23 protein-coding genes are annotated in these 23,796 nt (G+C 72.0%); 15 read left to right on the plus strand and 8 right to left on the minus strand.

From position 1 onward, the window contains the following. Positions 1-20 precede the first annotated feature (20 nt). Positions 21-311 carry a hypothetical protein gene (locus ABZ911_RS21840; RefSeq protein WP_358058517.1) on the plus strand — a complete coding sequence of 97 codons (291 nt, stop codon included), beginning with the start codon at positions 21-23 and terminating at the stop codon, positions 309-311. Positions 312-355: 44 nt separating this feature from the next. On the opposite strand, the gene ABZ911_RS21845 is transcribed toward ABZ911_RS21840, so the two are convergent. After that, positions 356-1,294 (minus strand): TIGR03885 family FMN-dependent LLM class oxidoreductase, encoded by a 939-nt coding sequence (locus ABZ911_RS21845; RefSeq protein WP_358058520.1) that lies wholly within the window; start codon positions 1,292-1,294, stop codon positions 356-358. Positions 1,295-1,349: 55 nt separating this feature from the next. Between ABZ911_RS21845 and ABZ911_RS21850 the strand changes: the two genes are divergently transcribed. The 4 genes from ABZ911_RS21850 to ABZ911_RS21865 all read left to right on the plus strand — a co-directional run bounded on the left by ABZ911_RS21850 (position 1,350) and on the right by ABZ911_RS21865 (position 5,532). Further along, positions 1,350-1,694: a hypothetical protein gene (locus ABZ911_RS21850; RefSeq protein ID WP_358058523.1), complete on the plus strand. Its 345-nt coding sequence runs from the start codon at positions 1,350-1,352 to the stop codon at positions 1,692-1,694. A 35-nt stretch (positions 1,695-1,729) separates the two neighbouring features. Continuing rightward, entirely contained in the window at positions 1,730-3,955 is a 2,226-nt protein-coding gene (gene secD / locus ABZ911_RS21855) for a protein translocase subunit SecD (protein WP_358058526.1), read from the plus strand. A gap of 100 nt (positions 3,956-4,055) precedes the next feature. Next, entirely contained in the window at positions 4,056-4,259 is a 204-nt protein-coding gene (locus tag ABZ911_RS21860; protein ID WP_358058529.1) for an EF-hand domain-containing protein, read from the plus strand. Between the two features lie 52 nt (positions 4,260-4,311). Continuing rightward, on the plus strand, positions 4,312-5,532 hold the full coding sequence (locus tag ABZ911_RS21865) for a helix-turn-helix domain-containing protein (RefSeq protein WP_358058532.1): 1,221 nt from the start codon (positions 4,312-4,314) through the stop codon (positions 5,530-5,532). A 30-nt stretch (positions 5,533-5,562) separates the two neighbouring features. Here ABZ911_RS21865 and ABZ911_RS21870 read toward each other — a convergent pair whose 3' ends face one another. The 4 genes from ABZ911_RS21870 to ABZ911_RS21885 form a co-directional block, all read right to left on the minus strand. Then, positions 5,563-6,855, minus strand: a complete 1,293-nt coding sequence (locus ABZ911_RS21870; protein WP_358058535.1) for a hypothetical protein — start codon at positions 6,853-6,855, stop codon at positions 5,563-5,565. Positions 6,856-6,930: 75 nt separating this feature from the next. After that, positions 6,931-7,404, minus strand: coding sequence for a hypothetical protein (locus tag ABZ911_RS21875; protein WP_358058537.1), 474 nt, complete (start codon positions 7,402-7,404; stop codon positions 6,931-6,933). A 99-nt stretch (positions 7,405-7,503) separates the two neighbouring features. Beyond that, positions 7,504-8,610, minus strand: coding sequence for an FAD-dependent oxidoreductase (locus tag ABZ911_RS21880; protein WP_358058540.1), 1,107 nt, complete (start codon positions 8,608-8,610; stop codon positions 7,504-7,506). Between the two features lie 20 nt (positions 8,611-8,630). Further along, the gene (locus ABZ911_RS21885; protein WP_358058543.1) at positions 8,631-9,263 is read right to left on the minus strand and encodes a hypothetical protein; all 633 of its coding nucleotides are present in this window, start codon (positions 9,261-9,263) and stop codon (positions 8,631-8,633) included. A gap of 86 nt (positions 9,264-9,349) precedes the next feature. On the opposite strand from ABZ911_RS21885, the gene ABZ911_RS21890 reads away from it, so the two are divergent. From ABZ911_RS21890 to ABZ911_RS21920, 7 genes are all read left to right on the plus strand, one after another. After that, on the plus strand, positions 9,350-9,985 hold the full coding sequence (locus ABZ911_RS21890) for a helix-turn-helix domain-containing protein (protein ID WP_358058546.1): 636 nt from the start codon (positions 9,350-9,352) through the stop codon (positions 9,983-9,985). An 86-nt stretch (positions 9,986-10,071) separates the two neighbouring features. Beyond that, entirely contained in the window at positions 10,072-11,241 is a 1,170-nt protein-coding gene (locus tag ABZ911_RS21895) for a homogentisate 1,2-dioxygenase domain-containing protein (protein ID WP_358058549.1), read from the plus strand. Then, positions 11,238-11,987 carry a hypothetical protein gene (locus tag ABZ911_RS21900; RefSeq protein ID WP_358058552.1) on the plus strand — a complete coding sequence of 250 codons (750 nt, stop codon included), beginning with the start codon at positions 11,238-11,240 and terminating at the stop codon, positions 11,985-11,987. Before ABZ911_RS21895 ends, ABZ911_RS21900 begins: the two co-directional genes overlap by 4 nt. Next, complete coding sequence (fahA, locus tag ABZ911_RS21905; RefSeq protein WP_358058555.1) at positions 11,984-13,087, plus strand: fumarylacetoacetase; 1,104 nt, start codon at positions 11,984-11,986, stop codon at positions 13,085-13,087. Before ABZ911_RS21900 ends, fahA begins: the two co-directional genes overlap by 4 nt. Before the next feature lie 75 nt (positions 13,088-13,162). Then, entirely contained in the window at positions 13,163-14,323 is a 1,161-nt protein-coding gene (locus tag ABZ911_RS21910) for an Ig-like domain-containing protein (RefSeq protein WP_358058558.1), read from the plus strand. Positions 14,324-14,400: 77 nt separating this feature from the next. Next, positions 14,401-14,832: an NfeD family protein gene (locus tag ABZ911_RS21915; protein ID WP_358058561.1), complete on the plus strand. Its 432-nt coding sequence runs from the start codon at positions 14,401-14,403 to the stop codon at positions 14,830-14,832. Between the two features lie 4 nt (positions 14,833-14,836). Then, positions 14,837-15,907, plus strand: a complete 1,071-nt coding sequence (locus tag ABZ911_RS21920) for an SPFH domain-containing protein (protein ID WP_358058564.1) — start codon at positions 14,837-14,839, stop codon at positions 15,905-15,907. Here ABZ911_RS21920 and ABZ911_RS21925 read toward each other — a convergent pair. Then, positions 15,904-17,097, minus strand: a complete 1,194-nt coding sequence (locus ABZ911_RS21925; protein ID WP_358058567.1) for a Gfo/Idh/MocA family oxidoreductase — start codon at positions 17,095-17,097, stop codon at positions 15,904-15,906. The two genes, ABZ911_RS21920 and ABZ911_RS21925, sit on opposite strands and share 4 nt — an antisense overlap. Positions 17,098-17,224: 127 nt before the next feature. Between ABZ911_RS21925 and tdh the strand changes: the two genes are divergently transcribed. Genes tdh through ABZ911_RS21940 form a run of 3 tightly spaced genes read left to right on the plus strand, consistent with a single transcriptional unit; the run spans position 17,225 to position 20,397 of the window. Then, positions 17,225-18,253, plus strand: coding sequence for an L-threonine 3-dehydrogenase (tdh, locus tag ABZ911_RS21930; protein ID WP_358058570.1), 1,029 nt, complete (start codon positions 17,225-17,227; stop codon positions 18,251-18,253). A gap of 34 nt (positions 18,254-18,287) precedes the next feature. Further along, positions 18,288-19,457: a glycine C-acetyltransferase gene (locus ABZ911_RS21935; RefSeq protein ID WP_358058573.1), complete on the plus strand. Its 1,170-nt coding sequence runs from the start codon at positions 18,288-18,290 to the stop codon at positions 19,455-19,457. Positions 19,458-19,494: 37 nt separating this feature from the next. Beyond that, positions 19,495-20,397, plus strand: a complete 903-nt coding sequence (locus tag ABZ911_RS21940; protein ID WP_358058576.1) for a LysR family transcriptional regulator — start codon at positions 19,495-19,497, stop codon at positions 20,395-20,397. 19 nt (positions 20,398-20,416) lie between these two features. Here the strand turns inward: ABZ911_RS21940 and ABZ911_RS21945 are convergent, their stop codons facing one another. Beyond that, positions 20,417-22,096 carry a YfjP family GTPase gene (locus ABZ911_RS21945; RefSeq protein ID WP_358058579.1) on the minus strand — a complete coding sequence of 560 codons (1,680 nt, stop codon included), beginning with the start codon at positions 22,094-22,096 and terminating at the stop codon, positions 20,417-20,419. Beyond that, positions 22,093-23,796, minus strand: coding sequence for an ABC transporter (locus tag ABZ911_RS21950; protein WP_358058582.1), 1,704 nt, complete (start codon positions 23,794-23,796; stop codon positions 22,093-22,095). Before ABZ911_RS21950 ends, ABZ911_RS21945 begins: the two co-directional genes overlap by 4 nt.

Consider the following 23,796-nt stretch of genomic DNA (forward strand, 5'->3'; position numbering starts at 1 on the left):
AACGCACAGGAGACACCGACATGTCCGTCGTCCGCTCGCACCGCTACTCCGTCGCCGACGCCGACCTGGAGGAGTTCCTGGCCCGCCGGAACTCGCTGATCGCGACCGTCCGGGAGGGGCATCCCGGGCTCACCCACGCCGTGCTGATCCAGCTCGAAGACGGCACCTACACCGACACCTGGCACTGGGAGACCGCCGAGCAGATGGGCGCCGCGCTCGCCGCCTTCCCCACCTTCCCGGAGGCGCCACTGACCATGGCCCTCACCAAGGACGGCACCGCCTTGGACGGCCAGGTCGTCGACGAGCGCTGAGACCCCGGTGATCTCGCCGACGGAGAGGAGGCCGGGCTGACGGCCTACTTCACCACCTCCGTGAACGCTTCGACGAAGGGCCGCTGCTCCTGCCCCACATGGTGCAGGTAGATCTCGTCGAAGCCCTGCTCGGCGTAGCCGTTCAGCCAGGCGGCGTGCTGGTGGACGTCGGCGGAGACGTGGACGACCTCGGCCACCCGCGCGGGTGAGACGTCGGCCGAGACCGCGTCGAACAGTTCGGCGGTGTCCAGATCCCAGCAGACCGGAGGCGCGAAGACGTTCGAGCGCCACTGCTCGTGCGCGATCCGCCGCGCCTCCTGCTCGGTGGGCGCCCAGCTCAGGTGGACCTGCAGGCGCAGCGGCCCGCGCCCGCCCGCCTCCCGGTAGGCCCGGCCCACCGCCGCGGCCTGCGGCCCGCTGACGGTGATCAGCCCGTCCGCCCACTCGGCGCACCAGCGCGCCGTCTCCTCGCTGACGGCCGCGCCCACCAGGGCGGGCGGCTGTTCGGGCAGCGTCCACAGCCGGGCCCGATCCACATTGACCAGCCCGTCGTGCGAGACCTCCTCGCCCGCCAGCAGGGCCCTGATCACTCCCACGCACTCGCGCAGCCGGGCGGCGCGCACGGACTTGCGCGGCCAGGGCTCGCCGGTGATGTGCTCGTTGGAGGCCTCGCCGGTGCCGAGGGCGGCCCAGAACCGGCCCGGGTACATGGCGGCCAGCGTGCCGACGGCCTGCGCGATGATCGCCGGGTGGTAGCGCTGGCCGGGGGCGTTGACCACGCCGAAGGGCAGCGAGGTGCGTTCGAGCGCGGCGCCGAGCCAGGACCAGGCGAAGGCCGACTGGCCCTGCCTGGCGCTCCACGGCGAGAAGTGGTCGGAGCACATGGCCGCGGCGAAGCCCGCGCTCTCGGCCATGGTGACGGCGTCGAGCAGGGCGCTCGGGTGGACCTGCTCGTGTGAGGCGTGAATCCCGTAGACGGTCATGCCCCCCGGCTACCCGAAGCGGGATACGGTGAACGCGACGACCCTGGGAGGAGACATGCGCATCAGGCTGCCCGCCGCGCTGCTCCTTCTGCTGTCCTCGATCTTCCTGGTCGGCGGCGCGTCGTCGACCGCCTCACTCACCGCGTCGGTGCGCGCGGTGGCCGGCGCCGGCCAGCACTCCGAGTCCCGGCAGGTGCTGCCGATCCCGCGCCTGCCCAGGGCGCACGCCGACGTGGGGCCGCACAGTGCCTTCGGCGGCGCCGCCGTACTGCCCTCGGGGGTTCGGCAGCGTCCGCTCGCGTTCCTGGCCCGTGCGGGCGCGGGCCAGCACGACGTGCCGCTGGCCGCGGGTCGCGCGGCGGCTCCGGCGCGCGCGCCGCCCTCCTCCACAGCCTTCTGACACCCCTTCTTCCCTGAAAGCCTGTGGAGGCTTCCATGTCACGTGCGCCCGTGTGGCGTGCGGTGGCGGCGCTGGCCGTCATCGCGACCTCGTTGTACCTCGTCTTCACCATGACGCCGCGCCTCGGCCTCGACCTGCGCGGCGGCACCCAGCTCGTCTTCGAGACCATGGACTCGCCCACCGTCAAGGCGGACTCCGCCGCCGCCGACCGGACCCTGGAGGTGCTGCACCGGCGCGCCGACGCGCTCGGCGTCGTCGACCCGACCCTGGTCCGCTCGGGCGAGAAGCGGATCATCGTGGAGCTGCCCGGCGTGCTCGACTCGCGCAAGGCCGCGGAGGTCATCGGCAAGACCGCGCAGCTCAGTTTCCACGCGGTGACCGGCCAGGCCCAGCCGGGCGACAAGAAGGCCCTGCCCGACGAGGGCGGCCAGCCGCTGCTGATCGGCCCCGCGGTGATCAGCGGCGACGGCGTCACCGACGCGTCCGCGCGCACCGACCCGCAGCAGGGACCCGGCTGGTTCGTCACCGTGGACTTCCGCGAGGCGGGGCCGTGGCAGAAGTTGACCGGCGCGGCGGCGTGCCAGCCGGTCGGCGACCCTCAGCGCAGGGTCGCGATCGTCCTCGACAACAAGATCATTTCCTCCCCGCAGGTGAACGAGACCGTGCCCTGCACCGGGGGCATGCCCGGCGGCTCCACCTCGATCACCGGCTCGTTCACCGTCGAGGAGGCCCAGGACCTGGCCGCCCTGATCAAGGGCGGCTCGCTGCCGGTGCCGCTGCAGATGGTCGAGCAGCGCACCGTCGGCCCCACGCTCGGCGCCGAGGCCATCGAGGCCAGCGCCATGGCGGGCATCGTCGGCGTGCTGCTCACCGCGCTGTTCATCATCGTGATCTACCGGCTGGTCGGCGTACTCGCCGCCATCGCGCTGGCCATCTACGGCGCGATCTCCTACGGCGCGCTCGTCGCCCTCGGCGCGACGCTCACCCTGCCCGGCCTGGCCGGATTCGTGCTGGCGATCGGCATGGCCGTCGACGCCAACGTGCTGGTCTTCGAAAGGGCCAGGGAGGAGTACGCCAAGGCGCCGGGCCGCGGCCTGAGGCGCGCCCTCGACCTGGGCTTCAAGAACGCCTGGAGCGCGATCGCCGACTCCAACATCACCACCCTGCTGGCCGCCGGACTGCTGTTCTGGCTGGCGTCCGGACCGGTCAAGGGCTTCGGCGTGACGCTGTCCATCGGTGTGATCGCCTCGCTGATCTCGGCGATGCTCATCACCAGGGTGCTCACCCAGTCGACCATCGCCAAGATGTCGCCCAGGCTCTCCGGCCTGGGCTCGGTCGGCCGCCTGCGGACCTGGCTGACCAGGCGCGACCCGCAGGTGATGCGGCGCGGGCGGCTGTGGCTGGCCGTGGCGGGCGGGGTGCTCGTGGTGGCGGTCGCCGGGCTGGCCGCGCGCGGCCTGAACTTCGGCGTGGAGTTCACCGGCGGGCGGCTGGTCGAGTACACCGCCGCCCAGCCGATGAGCGCCGACGTCGCCCGCGAGGCGGTCTCCCGGGCGGGCTTCCCGTCTGCGGTCGTACAGACCTCGGGCGACGCGATCTCGGTGCGCACCGGGCAGATCAGCGGGGACGACGCCGCCCGCATCGAGCAGGCTCTCGGCGACGTCACCAAGGTCCGTGACGAGCTCATCGGCCCCAGCCTGGGCGAGGAACTGCGGCGCAACGCGCTGATCGCGCTCGGTCTGGCGCTGGCCGCGCAGCTCGGCTACCTGGCCTTCCGGTTCAGGTGGACGTTCGGGCTGGCGGCGGTGCTGGCGCTGTTCGTGGACGCGGCGATCGTCCTCGGCGTCTTCGCCTGGCTCGGCAAGCCCATCGACGGCGTGTTCCTGGCGGCGATGCTCACCATCGTCGGCTACTCGGTCAACGACAAGGTGGTGGTCTTCGACCGGGTCAGGGAGCTGTGGACGGCGCGACCGAAGGCGCCGTTCGCGGGCGTCGTCAACAGCGCGATCCTGCAGACCGTCCCGCGGACCGTCAACACCGGTCTGGGCGCGCTGTTCATCCTGGCCGCGCTGGCGTTCTTCGGCGGCGACTCGCTGCGGGACTTCGCGATCGCCCTGCTGCTCGGCATCGTGGTCGGCACGCTGTCGTCGTCGTTCGTGGCGGGGCCGCTGGCCATCGAGTTCGAGCGCCGCAGCAAGCAGCCGCCGCCGCAGCCGAAGCAGCCCAAGGCCGCCCGCCCGCCCAGCGGCGCGGTGCTGTAGGGAGCGGAGGGTGGCATGGGCGTCCCGGCGCCCATGCCACCGGTGGCCACTGACCCAGAAAAGGCTCCGGAATCCGACACATCGGACTAAGGTCTCGCCCATGACCAACGACTACGCGGTGACCTTCAAGCTGGTCGACGCCAACAACGACGGCCTCATCTCGGCCGGGGAGCTCATGCGGCTGATGGAGGTGCTGGGCCAGCCCATCACCCTGGAGGCCGCCGAGGCAGGCGTGCGGCGGCTCGACGCCGACGGCGACGGCCTCATCTCGCTGGAGGAGTTCGGCGGCTTCCTCAAGCCCTGAGCGACCTTCTCCATCTTCTGCCGGACACGCCACAATGGCCGCAGGAGGGAACATGACCATCGACGGTGACGCGCGGCAGCTCCGGGACCTCGTCCGCACCTTCAGGCCCGGCGTCGCGCGCGTCTCCGACGAGGTGATCCAGGAGATCCGGACCCGCGTCCCCGAGTACTCGCGCCCCTCCGACGAGGTGTACGTCAAGGCGGTGCGGACGGCGGTCGAGGAGGCCATCGGCCGCTTCCTCGACCGCGTCGAGACCCCGGACGCGCCGTGGGACCCCGAGCCGTTCCGGGCGATCGGCCGGGGCGAGGCGGTGGAGGGCCGCGACCTCGAACCCCTGCAGGCCGCCATGCGGCTGGGCGCCAGGGTCGGCTGGCGGCGGCTCACCGAGCTAGCCGAGCCGCTCGGCCTGACCCCGCGGCTCCTCTACGACCTCGGCGAGGCCATCTTCGTCTTCCTCGACCAGCTCGCCGACGCCGCCGCCGAGGGCTTCCACGAGGCCAGGGCGCACGCCGCGGGCGAGCTCGAACGCCGCCGCCACCGGCTGCTCGACCTGCTGCTCGGCGGCGCGGCCGAGCCCGAGGCGGTCGCGGAGCTGGCCAAGGCGGCGAGCTGGCGGCTGCCGAAGACCGTCGCGGGCGTGGCCCTGGACACCCGCGCGCCCGACGACCCCACCCGCGGCCCCACCCTCTCACCCGATGTCCTGTACGGCCTCAGCCGCCCCAGCCCGTGCCTGCTCGTACCCGATCCCAGCGGCCCCGGGCAGGAGCGGCTGCTGGACTCGGGGCTGCGCGGATGGCGGGCGGCGATCGGGCCCGCCGTACCCCTGGCGGCGGCGGCGACCTCGTTGCGGTGGGCCGCCGAGGCGCTGGCGCTGTCCCGGCGCGGCATCCTGCCCTCCCGCCCCGGCCCGCTGCGCTGCGCCGACCACATGGCGACGCTGATCGTGTTCAAGGACGAGGCCCTGGTCACCGCCCTGTCCCAGGTACGGCTGGCGCCCCTCGCCCACCTGCGCCCCGGCCAGCAGGACCGCCTCGCCGAAACCCTCCTGGCCTGGCTCCGGCACGGCCGCGGCGCCGCAGAGGTCGCCGCCCGGCTACACGTGCACCCACAGACGGTCCGCTACCGCCTACGCCAGCTCGAAGAGCTGTACGGCGAGCAGCTCACCGACCCGGACATCCGCTTCGAGCTGGAGATCGTCCTGCGCGCCCGCCAGGCGACCGCGCCGGAGCACGGCGGCGGGCGGCCCGCGGATCCCCCTCATCGGCCAGGATGAGCCACCCGCGGGCCGGCTTCACCCGGCCTGCTAGGCGGTCGTGAGGTAGACCTGCCCGAAGACCTCGGCGAGCTTCTGCAGATCGGTGGCCGTGTCGACCTCGGGGGTGGCGGGGTCGTAGACGGTGGCGAGCCTGGGCTTCACCGAGTCGAGCCGGTCGAGCTGCTGCCAGGTGGCGTTGGTGGCGAGCTTCTCGCCGAGGACCCGGTTGACCGTGCCGTTCGGGTCCTGCCAGCGGGTCCACAGGGTGACGGTCTCGGCGGCGTCGTTCTGCAGCGGCGTGGCCACCCGCTCGGTGAGCGTCTTGCGCGCCTGCACGGCGGTGAGCTGGGAGGAGCCGGGGGCGGTGAGCACGGCGTCCTCGGCGGCGATCTGCGCGTAGGCGTCCCACGCCTTGGCCCTGACCTGGATCCACTGGTTGCGCTGCGCCTCGGTGGCGTCGATCTTCCAGGTGGCGTACTCGGTGGCCAGCAGGCCGGCGTCGAGCGCGAGCTGGTCGATCTGGCCCTTGGTCAGGAAGGCGCCGATCCGCTCGGGGTCGAGCAGCGGGTACTTCTTGGTCATCTCGACCTTGCACGCGTCGTTGACGCCGCAGCCGAACAGCGGCACCAGGGTGTGCGCGGCCAGCTTCTTGCCGGGCGCGGCGATCCGCAGCGCGGCCGAGGTCTCGGCGACGAACTTGTCGATCTCCTCGGCGGTGGTGAAGGTCTGGTCGTACCCGAGCTGCGTGGCGAACCTGATGCCGGCGACGCCGGGCTGCGCGGCCAGCGCGCCGACGGCCTTGACGGCTTCGGCGAGCTTGCCCGCCTTCCAGTCGTCGGTCAGGTCGGTGTCGATCCAGACCCGCAGGCCCGACTCGGCGGCCTTGCTCAGGGCCTGTCCCTGGGGAGTCTGCGCGGCTCCTTTGATGTCCTCGGCCGACGCCTTGAGCGCTTCGGGCTTGACCGCGCACTCCGTGCCGGGGTCGCACTCGGGGGTGCCGCCGTCGTCGACGTACCCGTCGGGCTCGGGGTCGCCGTCGCCGTGCATGGCGCCGTCGCCCTCCAGGTCGCCGGGGCAGGAGTTGCCCGCCGCGTTGCAGTCGACCACCTCCCGGTCCAGGGGGGTGGTCTCCTTCATGTTCTCGCCGTCGTTGGCCCCCCAGAAGAGCGCGATGTCGCGCGCCTCCTCCTCGGTGGCCATCCAGTGGCACACCACATAGGCCGGGGTGTCCGCGCTCAGCAGTTCGGTACAGCTCTTCGGGTCGTCCTCGGACCAGGCCGGTACCCCGATTCCCAGGAGGGAGAGCGTGGCGCCGATGACGAAGATGTTCCGCAGTCGCATGAGGCCTACTTCGCGGGAGGATCAAGGGGGCAAGTAGCACACTATCGGGACGATCAGCCCCCTTCAATGAGATCGTCACACTCGCTCTCGACGCCCAGCAACTTCCCCTGTCGGAGCCCCGCGGAAGAAGGCGTTGGCCGGCGGGCCGAACATCAGCACCATGGCGCCGAGGACGGCGGCGAGGTGCACCAGCCTGCTTCCGGCGGCGACCAGCGTCATCGTGCTCGCCTCCGCCAGGAACCGGCCGGGCGAGTTCCCGGCGAGCAGCCACTGGACGGGCTCGATCACCAGGGAGATCGTGCCGAACACGCCGAGCCCGACGGCGAGGACCGCCCTGGCCCAGTTCTGCCGGCGGCACAGGAGCAGCGCGAGGAAGACGGCGGCGGCGTAGATCACGACCCGGACGCCCAAGCCGACGGCGGTCCCGGCGTCGAAGGCGGGGAGCTGGGTGACGGCGAGGATCGTCTCGAACGCGCCCATCGCCACGGCGGTGATCCACAAGGTGGTCGCGGCGCGGACGCCCGCGGGGATCTCGGTCTCGGCCTGCATGTCGTGCTCCTCAAGGCTCAGGGTTCTGTTCCTTGAGAATCGCTCGCCGAGCCGTCCGGATCATGCCAGCGCTCCCCCGAATAGGGGGTAGGGAGGGCACTACGACAGACCGCTGGTTCTCAGGCCCTTGGCGGACGCCCGCCGGTGCAGGCCGAAGCGGGGTTCCGGCGCGAAGTCGCCGTCGAGGACTCCGGCGACGTACTCCGCCAGCGCGGGCCCGTGCTTGAAACCGTGGCCCGAGTCGCCGCCCAGCAGCCACACGCCCGGCCCCGCCTCGGCGATCACCCATTCGGCGTCCGGCGTGAGGGCGTACTGGCACACCTGGCGGAACAGCACGGGCGCGTCGGCCAGCGCGGGGAAGCGGCGGCCCAGGTACTCCCGCGCCCACGCCTCGCTGATCGCGTCGACCTCGCGGGTGCCCGACTCCGGATCGTACGGCCCGCCCTCGACGTCCGAGGTGGCCTTCAGGCCGACCCCGTCGACGTCGCCGTGGCCGTACCTGGAGGAGCTGTGGTCCACCCACGCGGGCACCCCGGGCGTCGTCCACCCGGCGGGGGCGGCGAAGTGCAGGGTGTCCTGCTTGGTCACGCTGACCGGCACCTCGAAGAGGGCGGGCAGCCAGGCGCCGCAGGCCCACACCACGCGGTCGGCGCGCAGCACCTCCTCCCCCACCCTGACGGCCGTGCCCTCGGCGGGGGCGGCGACTCCCCTGACGAGCTCGACTCCGGCCGCCAGGGCCAGGCGGGCGGTGACCTGGGTGGCGCGCCTGGCCCTGATCACGCCCGCGTTCGGCTCCCAGAGCAGGAAGGACAGGTCGTCGCCGCGGAAGCCGGGGAAGAACCTGGCGCCCTCGTCCGGCCCGAGCACCTCGTACGGGATGCCCAGACCGCCGAGAACCTGGGCGCTGGCGTGTTCCCAGCCTTCGGGCTCCTTGGCGAACCACAGCATCCCGGCTTCGAGGTAGAGGTCCTCGCCCGCGCGTTCACCCAGCCTGCGCCAGCCGTCCCTGGCCCGCCAGGCCAGTTTGGCGTACCAGTCGTCGGCGCCGTGGCTGCAGCGCAGCAGCCGGGTCTCGCCCGCGCTGGCCTGCCGTACATGGCCGGGGACGTGCTGTTCGACCAGCCGTACCCGCCAGCCCGTCTCGGCCAGGCGCAACGCCAGCGACGATCCCCAGATGCCCGCCCCCACCACGATGACCGATTTCATACCCCCACCGTGCCACAGGGTCATACGACGATCAGTGTGACGATCACCCCGCCGCAGTTGCCGGCCAGGCAGACGCGCACCGGCACCTCCGAGAGGCCCGCCCGCACGGGGACGCCGCCCACGTGGCCGTCGGGGCCGATGGTGACGTTCTTCGGCAGGGCGCTGGTGTCGCGGACGGTGAAGGCGGGCGGCACCTCGGGGCCGCCGACGACGGTGATCTGGCTGTCGAACGGGACGCCGACCCTGCCGGGGAAGGTGAGGGTGCCCGGCTGCCACGGGATGTTCCGGTGCACGACGAGGGCGACGCGCTCGCGGACGCACCCGCTGTCCTGGCAGAGCTTGACCAGCTTGGTGTAGGTGCCGGGCCGCTTGGGCGCGCCGTGCATGGCGCCGCTGGCGTCGAGCGTGACGCCGGGCGCGATGACGGTCTCCGTGATCTCGACGCCTTGCTCCACCGGCATCAACCGCACGTCCACGTCGATGCCCTCGGTGACGTGGAAGGTGTTCTCGACCAGCATGCGCGGCGCCCGGTCCACGGTGGCGACGTCGACCAAGGGGGTGTCGCGGACCATGGGAGTGCCGGCCGACGGGAGCATGGGGATCAGCGCGCCCAGCGCCGGTACGGCGAGCAAGGCCAGCCACATCCGCCGCATTCGTTCCCCCCGCAGGTCGACTGGTGGGTTTCCTACCCTTTCACCGCAATCTGTCACCGCGTTCTCACGGATAGATAATCGACAGCATGATGGCCGCAGAATCCGCCCAGACGCTGGAGCGCGGGCTCCACCTGCTCCGCCTGCTCGCCGACGGGCACGGTGGTCGTACCCCGACCGAGCTGGCCGCGCAGCTCTCACTCAGCCGCCCGGTCGTCTACCGGCTGCTGACGACCCTGCAGAACGAGGGGTTCGTCCGCCGCGACCGCGCCGGGCGGGCCCATCTCGGGTTCGGCCTGCTGGTGCTGGCGCAGGCGGTGCAGCCGCTGCTCAGGGCGGCGGCACTGCCCACGCTGCGGCGGCTGGCCGAGCAGGTGGGCGCCACCGCGCACCTGACCGTGGCCGAGGGTGACGACGGCCTGGCCGTCGCGGTGGTCGAGCCCTCGTGGACGAACATGCACGTCGCCTACCGGGAGGGGTCGCGTCATCCGCTGGAGCGCGGCGCGGCGGGCCTGGCGATCCTCGGGCTGCGCGACGGGCGCGCCGACTACCTGGTGACCGAGGGGCAGCTCCAGGAGGGGGCGCGCGGGATCGCCGCGCCGGTGCCCGGGTTGCCGTGGCTGGAGGCGTCGGTGGGGGTGGTGACGTTCGGGCCGCTGGAGGAGTCGGCGGGCGCGCGGGTGGTCGAGGCCGCGGCCGAGCTGGCGGTGGCCTTCCAGTCCTGAACGGTTGACAACCTCCGGGCTTTGAACGACCGTAGTACCAAATAGAGGACATGAGTGTCCGTTAAGCGGACAACATCGGAGGGAAGATGCCGTACTACCGCGTCGTGGGCGAGGTGCCCCGCAAGCGTCACGTGCAGTTCCGGCGACCCGACGGCGGCCTCTACGCCGAGGAGCTCATGGGCGAGGAGGGCTTCTCCTCCGACTCCTCCCTCCTGTACCACCGCCACCTGCCGACCGCGATCGTCAAGGCCGAGGCGGTCGCCCCGGCGGCCGAATCCCGACTGGAGCCCAACCTGCCGCTGTCGCCCCGGCACTTCCGCACCCAAGACCTGCCCCCGAGCGGCGACCTGGTGACCGGCAGGCAGTTGCTGGCGGGCAACGGCGACGTCCGCATGTCGTACACCTCGACCGACCGGCCCAGCGAGCTGTACCGCAACTCGATGGGCGACGAGTGCGTCTACATCCAGCGCGGCCGGGCCAGGTTCGAGTCGACCTACGGCGTGATCGAGGCCGGCGAGGGCGACTATGTGGTGATCCCGACCGGCACCATCCACCGCTGGGTGCCGGACGGCCGGGTCAACGCCCTGACGATCGAGGCGTCGGGCCACATCAGGCCGCCCAAGCGCTACCTGTCGAAGTACGGCCAGTTCCTGGAGCACGCCCCCTACTGCGAGCGGGACCTGCGCACCCCGCAGGAGCCGTTCACCGCCGAGGGCTCGGACGTGCCCGTGCTGGTCCGCACGCGCGGCGGCCTGACCAGGCTCACCTTCCGCCACCACCCCTTCGACGTGGTCGGCTGGGACGGCTACCTCTACCCGTACGCCTTCAACATCAACGACTTCGAGCCGATCGTGAAGCGCACCCACGCGCCGCCGCCGGTGCACCAGACGTTCGAAGGCCCCGGGTTCGTGATCTGCTCGTTCTGCCCGCGCCCGCTCGACTTCCACCCCGAAGCGGTGCCGATCCCCTACAACCACCACAACGTCGACTCCGACGAGTTCATGTTCTACGTCGGCGGCGACTACACCGCGCGCCGGGGCTCGGGCATCGACGTCGGCTCGATCTCGCTGCACCCCGCCGGATTCACCCACGGCCCGCAGCCCGGCTCCGTCGAGGCCGTCATCGACGCCGTCGCCCGCGGCGTCACCACGACCAGCGAGATGGCCGTCATGGTGGACACCTTCCGCCCGCTCGACCTCGGCCAGAGCGCGCTGGCCTGCGAGGACTCCGACTACGCCTGGACCTGGGCCCGATGAGCACACTGTTCGCCGCCCTCATCGACGACGCCGGGCTGTTCCCGCCGACGGCGCTGCACATGACCGAGGCGCTGGAGCGCCACGAACGCGACGAGGAACTGGACAACCCTGTCCTGACCCACCGCTTCCTCTGCCCCACCAGCCGTCTCGACACGCTGCGGCGGCAGAGCTTCATGCCGCGCAGGATCGGCCTCATCGTGGACAACGACGAGATCCCGCCGTTCGGCGACCTGCCCGTCGACCTGGTGGAGGTCCGCGGCCCCCGCCCGCCCGACGGGCTGCCCGCCCACGTGCGCGTGTTCCTCGAGGTCCTGCCGACCAGGCACCCGACCGACCTGCCGCCGAACGTCGGGCTCAAGGTGCGCTGTGGCGGGACCGAGGCCGCCGCCTTCCCGCACTCCCACGACCTGGCCGCCTTCATCAAGCACTGCGTGGCCGACGACGTGCCGTTCAAGGCCACGGCGGGCCTGCACCACGCCGTACGCCACTTCGACCCCTCGCTCGCGGTGGACCGGCACGGCTTCCTCAACCTGCTCCTCGCCGTCTGCGAGGCTGTGGAGGGCCGCGACCCCATCCCCGTGCTGAACTCCACGGACGTGGGCGGCCTGGTACAACTGGCGCGCTCCGTGCCCGACGACACCGCGCGGCAGGCCAGGCGGCTGTTCGTGAGCTACGGATCGTGCAGCACCGGCACACCCCTGGAAGACCTGCGGGTCCTCGGACTGATCGAAGAGGTGAAGGCATGAGCTGGGGACTCGACAACCTGCCCTACGGGGTCTTCTCCCGCGGCGGCGAGCCCCCCAGAGTGGGCGTCAGGTACGGCGAGCACATCCTCGACCTGACCGCCTCCCTGCACGACGAGGTGTTCGCCACCGGCTCGCTGAACCCGTTCATGGCGCGCGGCAGCACGGCCTGGCGGGAGACCAGGGCGCTGATCCAGACCAAGCTCCGCGACGACCGGTCCGTCACCCAGGAGCACCTGATCCCCCTCGACCAGGTCCGGCTGCACCTGCCCTTCGAGGTGGCCGACTACGTCGACTTCTACTGCTCGCTGGAGCACGCCTCCAACCTGGGCCGGATGTTCAGGCCCGACGAGGAGCCGCTGAAGCCCAACTGGCGGCACCTGCCGGTCGGCTACCACGGCAGAGCGGGCACGGTGGTGGTCTCCGGCACCCCGGTGACCAGGCCGCACGGCCAGCGCGGCGCGGGCGTGTTCGGGCCCTCGGCCAAGCTGGACATCGAGGCCGAGCTGGGCTTCGTGATCGGCACGCCGACCGCGCTCGGCGAGCGGGCGGGGTCCTTCGAGGACCATGTGTTCGGCGTGACGCTGGTCAACGACTGGAGCGCGCGCGACATCCAGGCGTGGGAGTACGTCCCGCTCGGGCCGTTCCTCGGCAAGTCGTTCGCCACGTCGGTCTCGCCGTGGGTCACCCCGCTGGCTGCGCTGCCCCGGGTGCCCGGCCGGGAGCAGGACCCCGAGCCGCTCGACTACCTGCGGCGGTCGGCCGACTGGGGGCTCGACATCGAGTTCGAGGTCACGCTCAACGGTGATGTGGTCTCGCGTCCGCCGTACTCGGGCATGTACTGGACGCCCGACCAGATGCTGGCGCACCTGACCGTCAACGGCGCGTCGCTGCGTACCGGCGACCTGTTCGCCAGCGGCACCGTGTCCGGCGCCCAGCCCGGCCAGCGCGGATCCCTCATCGAGCTCACCTGGAACGGCACAGAACCGATCAAGCTTTCCAGCGGCGAGACCCGGACGTTCCTGGAGAACGGCGACACCGTGACCATCAGCGCGCGGGCCGGGGACATCTCTCTGGGGGAAGTGACCGGAACCGTCCAATAGATCACTCGACGTGCTCGTGTCATCACTCCTCGCTAGGCTTGGATCTTCTGATTCGGCCTGGAGAGCAGGAGTGAGATGCGGCGCGTCGCGGCAGGTCCCCTCGTCGCCCTTCTGCTGGTGCCGGGCTGCAGCTCGGTGAAGGCGACGGCGCCCGTGGCCCCGCCGCCGGTGATCACCGTCTCACCCGCCTTCGACTCCGTGCGCGCCAGGACCGAGGACGGCCTGGTGGTCAAGGCGGGCGGCGGCACACTCACCCGGGTCGTGGCCACCGGCCGGGGCACCACGGTCGAGGGCCGCCTCGACCCGACCGGCACGACCTGGCGCTCCACCTGGACCCTCGTCCCCGGCACGGAGTACACGGTGACCGCGACCGCCCGCCGCCCGGGCGCCCCCGAGGCGATGGCGGTGGGCCGCTTCCGCACTCGCGCCGCCACCCAGACCGTCGGCATCGCCTCGATCTCGCCGCTGCCCGGCGAGGTCGTCGGCGTCGGCGCCCCGATCATCGTCACCTTCGACGGCGCCGTGAGCGACAAGGCCGCCGTCGAGCGGACGCTGGAGGTGCGCGCGGCCAAGCCGGTCGAGGGCGCGTGGCGCTGGATGAGCGACAGCCAGGTGGTCTACCGCACCAGGCGCTACTGGCCGTCCCGGCAGACCGTGACCCTCACCGCGCACCTGGCCGGCGTGCGCGCCGCCACCGGCGTGTACGGCGCCGCCGACCACAGGCTGACCTTCGCCATCGGCCGCAGGCAGACCAGCACCATCGACACCGCCACCAAGCAGATGCTGGTCCGCCGGGACGGCCGCGTCGTGCAGCGGATGGCCATCAGCGCGGGCATGGCCACCACCCGGGAGTACACCACCACCAGCGGCGTGCACCTGACCATGGAGAAGGGCAACCCGGTGCGCATGGTCTCGCCCGGACGACGCAAGGGCGAGCCCGGCTTCTACGACCTGCTGATCGACCACGCCGTGCGCATCTCCAACAGCGGCGAGTACGTCCACGCCAAGGACAACCTCTGGGCGCAGGGCCGGGCCAACGTCAGCCACGGCTGCGTCAACGCCCGGCCCGACCAGGCCGCCTGGTTCTACGCCAGCTCGCTGCGTGGCGACCCGGTCACCATCACCGGCACCGCCCGGACCCTCGCATGGGACAACGGGTGGGGCTTCTGGCAACTGCCGTGGGCGAAGTGGGTGACGGGAAGCGCGCTCCGATCGGGCGAACAAACCCTGCCATAGCGCTGCCGGGGGGAATACCTTAGAGGGGGGAACCTCTTACACCAGTAGGCCCGTTTCCCTTACAGGAGGGCCGGAGCATGGATGAATGGGTCATCTGGATCGTCCTCGCGGTCGTGCTGGGCGTGGCCGAGATCTTCACGCTGACCACCGCCCTCGGCCTTCTCGGTTCCGCCGCCCTGCTCACCGCGGTCGGCGCGGCCCTGGGGCTCCCGATACCTCTGCAGTTCATTCTCTTCACCCTGTCCTCGGCCGCCGGCCTGCTGGTCGTCCGGCCGATCGCCATGAGACACATCCGCCAGCCCCAACTCCAGCGTTTCGGCGTCGAAGCACTCGTCGGCAAGCCCGCCTACGTGATCAGTGAGGTCACCGGCCGGGAGGGAAGGGTGCGCATCGGCGGGGAGGAATGGTCCGCGAGGGCCTACGACGAGACACTGGTGATCCCCACGGGGGCGACCGTCGACGTGATCGAGATCGAGGGCGCCACCGCTCTCGTCTATCCCCGGGAGTGATCATATGGGACTGCTCATCGCAGGACTGCTCGTGGCCTTGTTCGCGGTGTTCACCGTGCTGCGGGCCGTGCGCATCGTGCCGCAGGCCAGGGCGCGCAACGTGGAACGGCTCGGCCGCTACAGCCGTACGCTGAAGCCGGGCCTGAACTTCGTCATCCCCTACGTCGACCGCGTCTACCCGATGATCGACCTGCGTGAGCAGGTCGTGACGTTCCGGCCGCAGCCGGTCATCACCGAGGACAACCTGGTCGTCGAGATCGACACGGTCCTGTACTTCCAGGTCACCGACCCCCGCGCGGCGGCCTACGAGATCGCCAACTACATCCAGGCGATAGAGCAGCTCACCGTCACCACGATGCGCAACGTCATCGGCTCCATGGACCTGGAGAAGACGCTCACCTCCCGTGACACCATCAACAGCCAGTTGCGCGGGGTGCTGGACGAGGCCACCGGCAAGTGGGGCATCCGGGTCAACCGCGTCGAGGTCAAGGCGATCGACCCGCCGAAGACCATCAAGGACGCGATGGAGAAGCAGATGCGCGCCGAGCGGGACAAGCGCGCCGCCATCCTGAACGCCGAGGGCCAGCGGCAGTCGCAGATCCTCATGGCCGAGGGCGACAAGCAGAGCGCCATCCTGCGCGCCGAGGGCCAGCGCACCGCCGCCGTGCTGAAGGCCGAGGGCGAGTCGCGGGCGATCGACCAGGTCTTCCAGGCGGTGCACCGCAACGACCCCGACCCGAAGCTGCTGGCCTACCAGTACCTCCAGGTGCTGCCGCAGCTCGCGCAGGGCGGCAACACGATGTGGGTGATCCCGAGCGAGGTGACCTCGGCGCTGCAGGGCGTGTCCAAGGCGTTCACCGAGGCGCTGCCGAAGGTGGAGGCGGCCCGCGCGGACACCTCCGCCTCGACGGCCGCCGAGGAGGAGATCGCCCGCGCGGCCGAGGCCGCCGCCGAAGCGGTGGCCGACGCGAGGGAGGCCGAGAAGCCCGGCGCCCCCCGCGAGCTCACCTCCTCGGCTCCCGAGCCTGAGCCCTTCCCGAACCTGGAGCGGAACCCCCAGGAAGCGGAGCGCTAGCGGACCGGCCGGTCGAAGTAGGCGACCAGCTCCGGGTCCAGCGGCGGCACGTCGTACGGCACGCCGCCCTCCCGCAGTGACCGGGTGGCCAGGTAGCCCGCCGCGACGCTCATCCGCGCGGCGACCGGCGAGGTGTCGGTGGTCCCGCCCTCGCGGACGAATCTGACGAACTCGGCGATGATCTGCGGGTCGGCGCCGCCGTGGCCGCCGGGGGCCTCGGGCACCCGGTAGGCGATGTCGCAGTCCTCGCGGTAGCCGGAGGGGCCGGTGTTCCAGACCTTCACCGTGTCGCCGGGCAGGTCGCCGAAGTTCTCCAGCCTGCCCTCGGTGCCGATCACCGTGTAGTTGCGCCAGTAGTCGGGGGTGAAGTGGCACTGCTGGTAGGCGGCCACCACGCCGTTGTCCAGGCGCATGTTCATCACCGAGACGTCCTCGACATCGACGATGTGGTGGAGGTTCCCGCGCTCGGCGGGCGGCCACTCGTAGTCGGTCAGCCAGCCCTCGGGCCTCGGGGTGCCGGGGGCGCGGCGGGGCAGGTCGCCGTAGACCATCAGGTCGCCGAAGGCGTTGACCCGCTCGGTGTACCCGCCGGCCAGCCAGTGGATGACGTCGAGGTCGTGCGCGGCCTTCTGCAGCAGCAGGCCCGTGGTGCGGGTGCGGTCGGCGTGCCAGTCCTTGAAGTAGTAGTCGCCGCCGTAGGAGACGAAGTGGCGGACCCAGACGGTCTTCGGCTCGCCGATCACGCCTTTGCCGATGATGTCGCGCATCAGCCGGACCGCGCCCATGTGCCGCATGTTGTGGCCTACGAACAGCCTGGTGCCGGTCTCGTACGCGGCGCGCAGGATGTTGTCGCAGCCCTCCACGGTGATGTGCATCGGCTTTTCCAGGTAGACCGGTTTGCCCGCCTGGAGGCAGTCGATCGCCAACCGCTCGTGGGTGTCGTCGGGGGTCATCAGCAGGATCGCGTCGACGTCGGCGCGGCGGAGCAGTTCGCGGTGGTCCTCGGTGGCGGGCGGGTGGCCGAAGGCCGCGGCGGCGGCCCTGAGGACGGCCGGGTCGGAGTCGCAGATCGCGGCGACGACCGAGCCCCGGCCCGGCCGGTGCGCGGCCGAGGCGAGAGGGGTGCGCAGGCCGAGGCCGACGACTCCGATGCGCAGGTCTTCCACAGGCTTCCTTTCGACGTGGAGCACAGAGGGCATGGTGCCACCGCCTGGGGCGTGAAGCGGAGCTGTGGGGGGAGTTAAGAAACCTTCGATGGACACCTCGCGAGGGGGCCGGGCACAGTGCGTTACGTTCTGTACCAGGGGGAGAGTGAGCATGAAAGCGCTGGTCAAAGAGAGAGCGGAGCCGGGGCTCTGGCTCGTCGACGTGCCCGAGCCGACGATGGGGCCGGGCGAGGTGCTGATCAGGGTGCTTCGCACCGGAATCTGCGGCACCGACCTGCATATCCGGAAATATGACGACTGGGCGAGGAACACGCTGAAGCTCCCGCTGGTCGTCGGGCACGAGTTCTCCGGCGAGGTGGTCGAGGTCGCCCCAGGCGTCGAGGACATCGCCGTCGGCGACCTGGTCAGCGGCGAGGGCCACCTGGTCTGCGGCAAGTGCCGCAACTGCAAGGCGGGCCGCCGCCACCTGTGCCGCAACACCGTCGGGCTCGGCGTCAACCGCGACGGCGCGTTCGCCGAGTACGTCACGCTGCCCGCCACCAACGTCTGGGTGCACCGGACCCCGGTCGCCCCCGACATCGCGGCGATCTTCGATCCGTTCGGCAACGCCGTGCACACCGCCCTGTCCTTCCCGCTGGTCGGCGAGGACGTGCTGATCACCGGCGCGGGGCCGATCGGGCTCATGGCCGCCGCCGTCGCCACCCACGTCGGCGCGCGCAACGTGATGATCACCGACGTCAGCCCCGAACGGCTCGACCTGGCGGGCAAGCTCGGCGTCACCCTCGCGCTGAACGTCGCCCAGACGCCGATCTCCGAAGGCGTCCGCCGGTTGGACATGCGCGAGGGCTTCGACGTCGGCCTGGAGATGTCCGGGCACCCGCAGGCGCTGCGCGACATGATCGCGAACATGACGCACGGCGGGAAGATCGCCATGCTCGGCCTGCCCGCCGAGGAGTTCGCCGTCGACTGGGCCACCGTCGTCACCTCGATGATCACCATCAAGGGGATCTACGGCAGGGAGATGTTCGAGACCTGGTACAACATGTCGGTCCTGCTGGAGAAGGGGCTCGACCTGTCGCCGGTGATCACCGACCGCTTCTCCTACCGCGACTTCGACGAAGCCTTCGACACCGCCGCGAGCGGGCGGACGGGCAAGATCATTCTGGATTGGACGTCGTGATGGAAGCCCTTGCCGTACCCGAATGGAGCGCATGATGTTCGGAAACGTCCGTGACGAGCTGCGGGTCACGCTCGACGAGATCGCCGAGGCCGGGCTGCTGAAGCCCGAGCGGGTCATCACCACCCCGCAGAACGCCACCGTCGGCGTCGGCGGCGCCGAGGTGCTGAACTTCTGCGCCAACAACTACCTGGGCCTGGCCGACGAGCCGTCCGTGGTCGAGGCCGCCAAGAAGGCGCTCGACCGCTGGGGCTTCGGCATGGCGTCGGTGCGCTTCATCTGCGGCACCCAGGAGGTGCACAAGGAACTGGAGCGGCGGCTGTCGGACTTCCTCGGCATGGAGGACACCGTCCTGTACAGCTCGTGCTTCGACGCCAACGGCGGGGTGTTCGAGACGCTGCTCGACGCCCAGGACGCGGTGATCTCCGACGCGCTGAACCACGCCAGCATCATCGACGGCATCCGCCTGTCCAAGGCCCGCCGCCTGCGCTACGCCAACCGCGACATGGGCGAGCTGGAGGCCAGGCTGAAGGAGGCGGGCGACGCCAGGCGGCGCCTGATCGTGACCGACGGCGTCTTCTCCATGGACGGGTACGTCGCGCCGCTGGCCGACATCTGCGATCTGGCCGACCGGTACGACGCGATGGTCATGGTCGACGACTCGCACGCCGTCGGCTTCGTCGGAGCGGGCGGTCGCGGCACCCCCGAACTGCACGGGGTCACCGATCGGGTCGACATCATCACCGGCACCCTCGGCAAGGCCCTCGGCGGCGCCAGCGGCGGGTACGTCTCGGCCCGCAAGGAGATCTGCGAACTGCTGCGCCAGCGCTCGCGCCCCTACCTGTTCTCCAACTCTCTCGCCCCGGTGATCGCCTCGGCCTCGCTGCGCATCCTCGACCTGCTGGAGAGCTCCAGCGAGGCCCGCGAGCGGCTGCGCGCCAACACCGCGCGGTTCCGGTCGAAGATGACCGAGGCTGGCTTCGACATCCTGCCCGGCGACCACCCGATCGTGCCCGTGATGATCGGCGACGCGGCCGAGGCGGGCGCGATGGCCGACCGCCTGCTCCAGCGCGGCGTCTACGTGATCGGCTTCTCCTACCCCGTGGTGCCGCACGGCCAGGCCAGGATCCGGGTCCAGCTCTCGGCGGCGCACAGCACCGAGGACGTCGACCGCGCGGTGGACGCCTTCGTCCAGTCCCGCACCTGAGGTCCGGTAGGGCGAAATCGTCCTGGACAATGGCAGCGTGATAGACACGCGCCGCCTGCGGACGTTGCGCGCGGTGGCCGACCACGGCACGGTCACCGCAGCCGCCGCGGCGCTGCACCTCACCCCCTCCGCCGTCTCCCAGCAGCTCGGGGCGCTGGAACACGAGGTCGGCCAGCGCCTGTTCACCCGCGACGGCCGAGGGGTACGGCTGACCGCGGTCGGCAAGATCATGCTCAAGCACGCCAACGAGGTCCTCGCCCAGCTCGAACGCGCCGAGGCGGAGGTGGCCGCCTACTCCACCGGCGCGGCCGGAGAGGTGGTCGTCGCCTCGTTCGCCACCGCCATCGGGGTGGTGCTAGCCCCCGCGATCGCCGCCCTGCGGGTCCGGCTGCCCGAACTCACCATCCGGGTTCTCGACGCCGAGGGCGACCACAGCCTGACCATGCTCCTCGACCACACCGCCGACCTGGCGATCGCGGTCGAGTACCGCGGCGCGCCCGACGCCGCCGACCAGCGCCTGTTCCGTCTGGCCCTGTACGCCGAGCCCTTTGACCTGGTCCTCCCCCGCGACCACCCGCTGGCCACCGCCCCGCCACTCGCTCTGGACGCTTTGGCGGGTGAGACGTGGATCGGCCCCTATCCGGGCAATCCCGTGCACGACGTGATCGCGTTCGCGTGCGAGCAGCAGGGGTTCACGCCGTCGTTCGCGCACTCCTCCGACGACTTCCGCGCGGTCGTCGCCCTGGTCGGCGCCGGGGCTGGCGTGGCGCTGGTGCCCCGCCTGGCGATGCGTGACCTGGACCGCTCCGGGGTGGCCGTCCGCCAGGCCCCGGGCCCCGAACGCCGCGTCTTCGCCGCCCTCCGTCGCGGCACCGAGGAGCACCCGCTGCTCCGCCCGGTCGTGGACGAACTCCGCAGAACCGCCCACGCCCTCGGCTGATCACACGAAGCCCACACGCTCAGGCCCGGGTCGCCTGGGCGATCGCCTTCTCGAAGCGGTCGTATCTGGCCAGTTCCTCCTCCACCGGCTCCAGCACCTGCTCGCGCCCCACCTGGGCGATGCTCGCCCGCAGCGCCCTGCCCGCCTTGCGGGCCCTGCGGCGTCCGCCGAGCCCGGCGGCGAGCCTGGACAGCAGGGCGATCACCACCCCGGCCAGCGCGCCCCCCAGGAGCAGCAGGGTCGGCCACGGCATCTCGGCGCCGCCCACTCCCGCGGTGGGTGTCGGTGGCTCGGGCAGGCGCAGGTAGTCCATGACGAACAGCCCGCCCAGCCACAGCGCCCCGGCCACCATGACGGCGAACAGCGCCCACTGCACCAGCCCGACGGCCTTCCACCATCTCGGCGCCCTGGTCGCGCCCAGCGAGGTGGTGGCCACGGCCTTGTCGAGGGTGTCGGGCAGCTCACCGGTCCGCGATCGGGCCGCGTGCCGTACCGCTGCCGCCCAGGGGCCCGGCAGGCCGCGTGCGGCCGCGTCGGCGACGTCCCTGACCGCGCTCTCGGCCTGCGACCTCTCCACGGCGGAAGCCCCCGGCACCGAGGTCCGCCCCACGATCTCCCGGCCGTCCCCGCCCCCGCCCAGCCGCAAGCGCCGCAACGGGTCGGGCCGGAACCGCCGCAGCCAGCGTGTGACCGGCCACCCGGTGGCCACCACGGCCCGATGCCGATGCGCCTTCCCCACCGCCTCCACCACCAGCGGCACCCCCGCCGCCTCGGCCAACGCCTTGTTCAACGGCTTCGCGAGCTCGCCGACGTTCGCCCCATGCCCGACATCGCGGCTGACCTGGCGGCTCGCCTCCCGGCTGACCTCGCGGCTCGCCCTGGAGCCGTCCCCACCACCCGTCGCCCGGCCGGCTCCCCCACCCACCGCGGCGAGGTCCGCAGCCGCCGTGCCCACGTCGGCCGCCAGCCGTTCCGCCCAGGACCTCCGCTTGGCCACCCGCTCGGCCAGCAGTGACCGTAGTTCCTCGACCCCGGCCCCGGTCCGCGCCGACAGCCCCACCACGGGCACCCCGCCCAGCCCGTCCTCGGCGAGCAGCCGCCGCACGTCGTCCAGGCATCGCCGGACGGCGGCGGTCGGCAGCCGGTCGATCTGGTTGAGCACCACCACCATCACCTCGCCGTGCCTGGCCAGCGGGCGCAGGTAGCGCTCGTGCACGGCCGCGTCGGCGTACTTCTGCGGATCCAGCACCCACACCAGCAGGTCCACCAGCTCGACCAGCCGGTCCACCTCCAGCCGGTGCGTCAGCTCGATCGAGTCGTGGTCGGGCAGGTCGAGCAGCACCAGCCCGGGCAGCTCCCCGGCGGCCTCGTGCCGGGTGGGCACCTCCAGCCAGTCGAGCAGGGCTCCCGCCCCTTCGCCGTCCCACAGCGCCGCCTGCGCGGTGGAGGTGGTCGGCCTGGTGACGCCGACCACGGCCAGGTCCGTCAGGGCGAGCGCGTTGAACAGGGACGACTTCCCGCTCCCGGTGGCTCCGGCGAGCGCGGCCACGGTGTGGTCGACGGACAGGCCGCGCCGTACCCCGGCTCGGTCGGCGACCGCGTGGGCGGCGGAGACGGCCGCGTCGGGGAGCCGCCCCTCGGCGAGTGAGGCCGCCTCCAGCAGGGCGGCCAGCCGGTCGTCGAGAGAGGGGCCCTTCACGCGTCCTCCGGAAGCTCGTGCGCGCGCACCAGGAGGACCGCGTCGCGCAGGGCGGGCGCCGTCTCCTGCGGCACCTCGACCGCGTCCAGCAGCGCGGTGAACCGCGCCGCCTCCTCCTCCAGCACCTCCTGGACCCGCGCCCGCAGGTCCTCGCGCGCCCGGGTGGTCAGGGTGCGGACCGCCTGGTCGCCGAAGACGGCCTCCAGCAGCTTCTGCGACAACACGCTGGTCCCGCCCGCGATGCCCACCTCGATCCCGGTGAGGCCGCCGGTGGAGGCGAAGACGGCCAGCATCAGCAGCAGCCCGGCCCCGTTGACGCCGAACGACGCCACCCTGGCCGTGGTGCGCTTGCCCGCGCCTTCCTCGGCGACCAGGTGAAGCACGTACTCCTGCCAGCCGCGCACCGCGGCCTCGGCCCGCGCGCCGAGGTCGGGCGAGGCGCGGCCGAGGCGGGCCGACTCCACGGCGCCGAGCCGGTCGAGCAGGTCGGGGCCGCCCGGCGCGGCCGACCAGCCCTCCAGCGCCCGTTCCGCGGACCCGTCGGCGGCGCCCTTGATCAGCGCGCCGACGCCGGTCTCCAGCGCCACCCGCAACTGCGTCTCGGGCGCCTTCCGGCCGGTGAGCAGCGAGGCGAGCCGGTCGCGCAGCCACCCCACCCGGCTCTCCAGCGAGCGCATGAGGTCCCCGGTGCCGATGAAGTCCTGCCAGCGCGCCAGCACCTCGCCGCGCAGCAGCGAGCCGTCCCGCATGCCCTCGTCGAAGCCGGACATCCCGCTCGCGTACGCGGCGGTCACGATCGATCTGAGCGCTTCGACGCCGTCACGCTGGCGCTCGACCGCGTCGGCCAGCGCGGGCACCCTGGTGGCCAGGCTGTCCAGGGCGCCGGACAGCGTCTGCCGTACCACCCGGCCTCGGGACTGGGCGTCGGCGGCGAGGTCGGCCAGCCAGGCGGCGATGGGCTGGATCGCCTCGCCGGGCAGCCGTGCGGTCTCGGACGGCAGCGCCTCCTCGAGGACGGTGAACAGCGGGGTGCCCGCCAGGTCGTTGACTTCGAGCAGCCGTCTGAGGTCGGCGGCGACCGGTTCCATGGCCTCGGCCGGGACCCGGTCGAGGATGACGGCCAGCGCCGCGCTGCGTTCGCGGGCCGAGCGGAGGAAGCTCCACGGCACCTCGTCGGCGTAGCGGGCGGCGGTGGTGACGAACAGCCACAGGTCGGCGGCGGCCAGCAGTTGCGCGGCCAGTTCCCGGTTCGTGGTCACCACGGAGTCGATGTCGGGCGCGTCCAGCAGGGCCAGCCCCTGCGCCAGGTCGGGGACCGCGACCACCCGCAGCGCTCCCGGGCCCGAGCCGGTGGCCCTGGACAGGCCGGGCAGCACGTTCTGCGCCATGAACCAGTCCTGGTCGGCGGGGCTGACCACCAGCGTCGGCACCAGGGTGGTGGGCCGCAGCACGCCCGGTTCGGTGACGTCGGCGCCGACCAGCGAGTTGACCAGGGTGGACTTTCCCGCGCCGGTGGAGCCGCCGACGACGGCGAGCAGCGGGGCGTCGATCGCCCGCAGCCTGGGCAGCAGGTAGTCGTCGAGCTGCCCCCTCAGCTCCCTGAGCGCCCGCCTGTCCCCGGCCGCCTCGCCGATGGCCAGCGGGAACAGGTCGCGGTCGAGCCGACGCCGTAGCTCCTGCAACGCGCCGAGCAGATCCAT

The sequence above is a fragment of the Nonomuraea sp. NPDC046570 genome, from assembly GCF_040645915.1.
In the GTDB taxonomy this organism is placed as follows: Bacteria; Actinomycetota; Actinomycetes; order Streptosporangiales; family Streptosporangiaceae; genus Nonomuraea.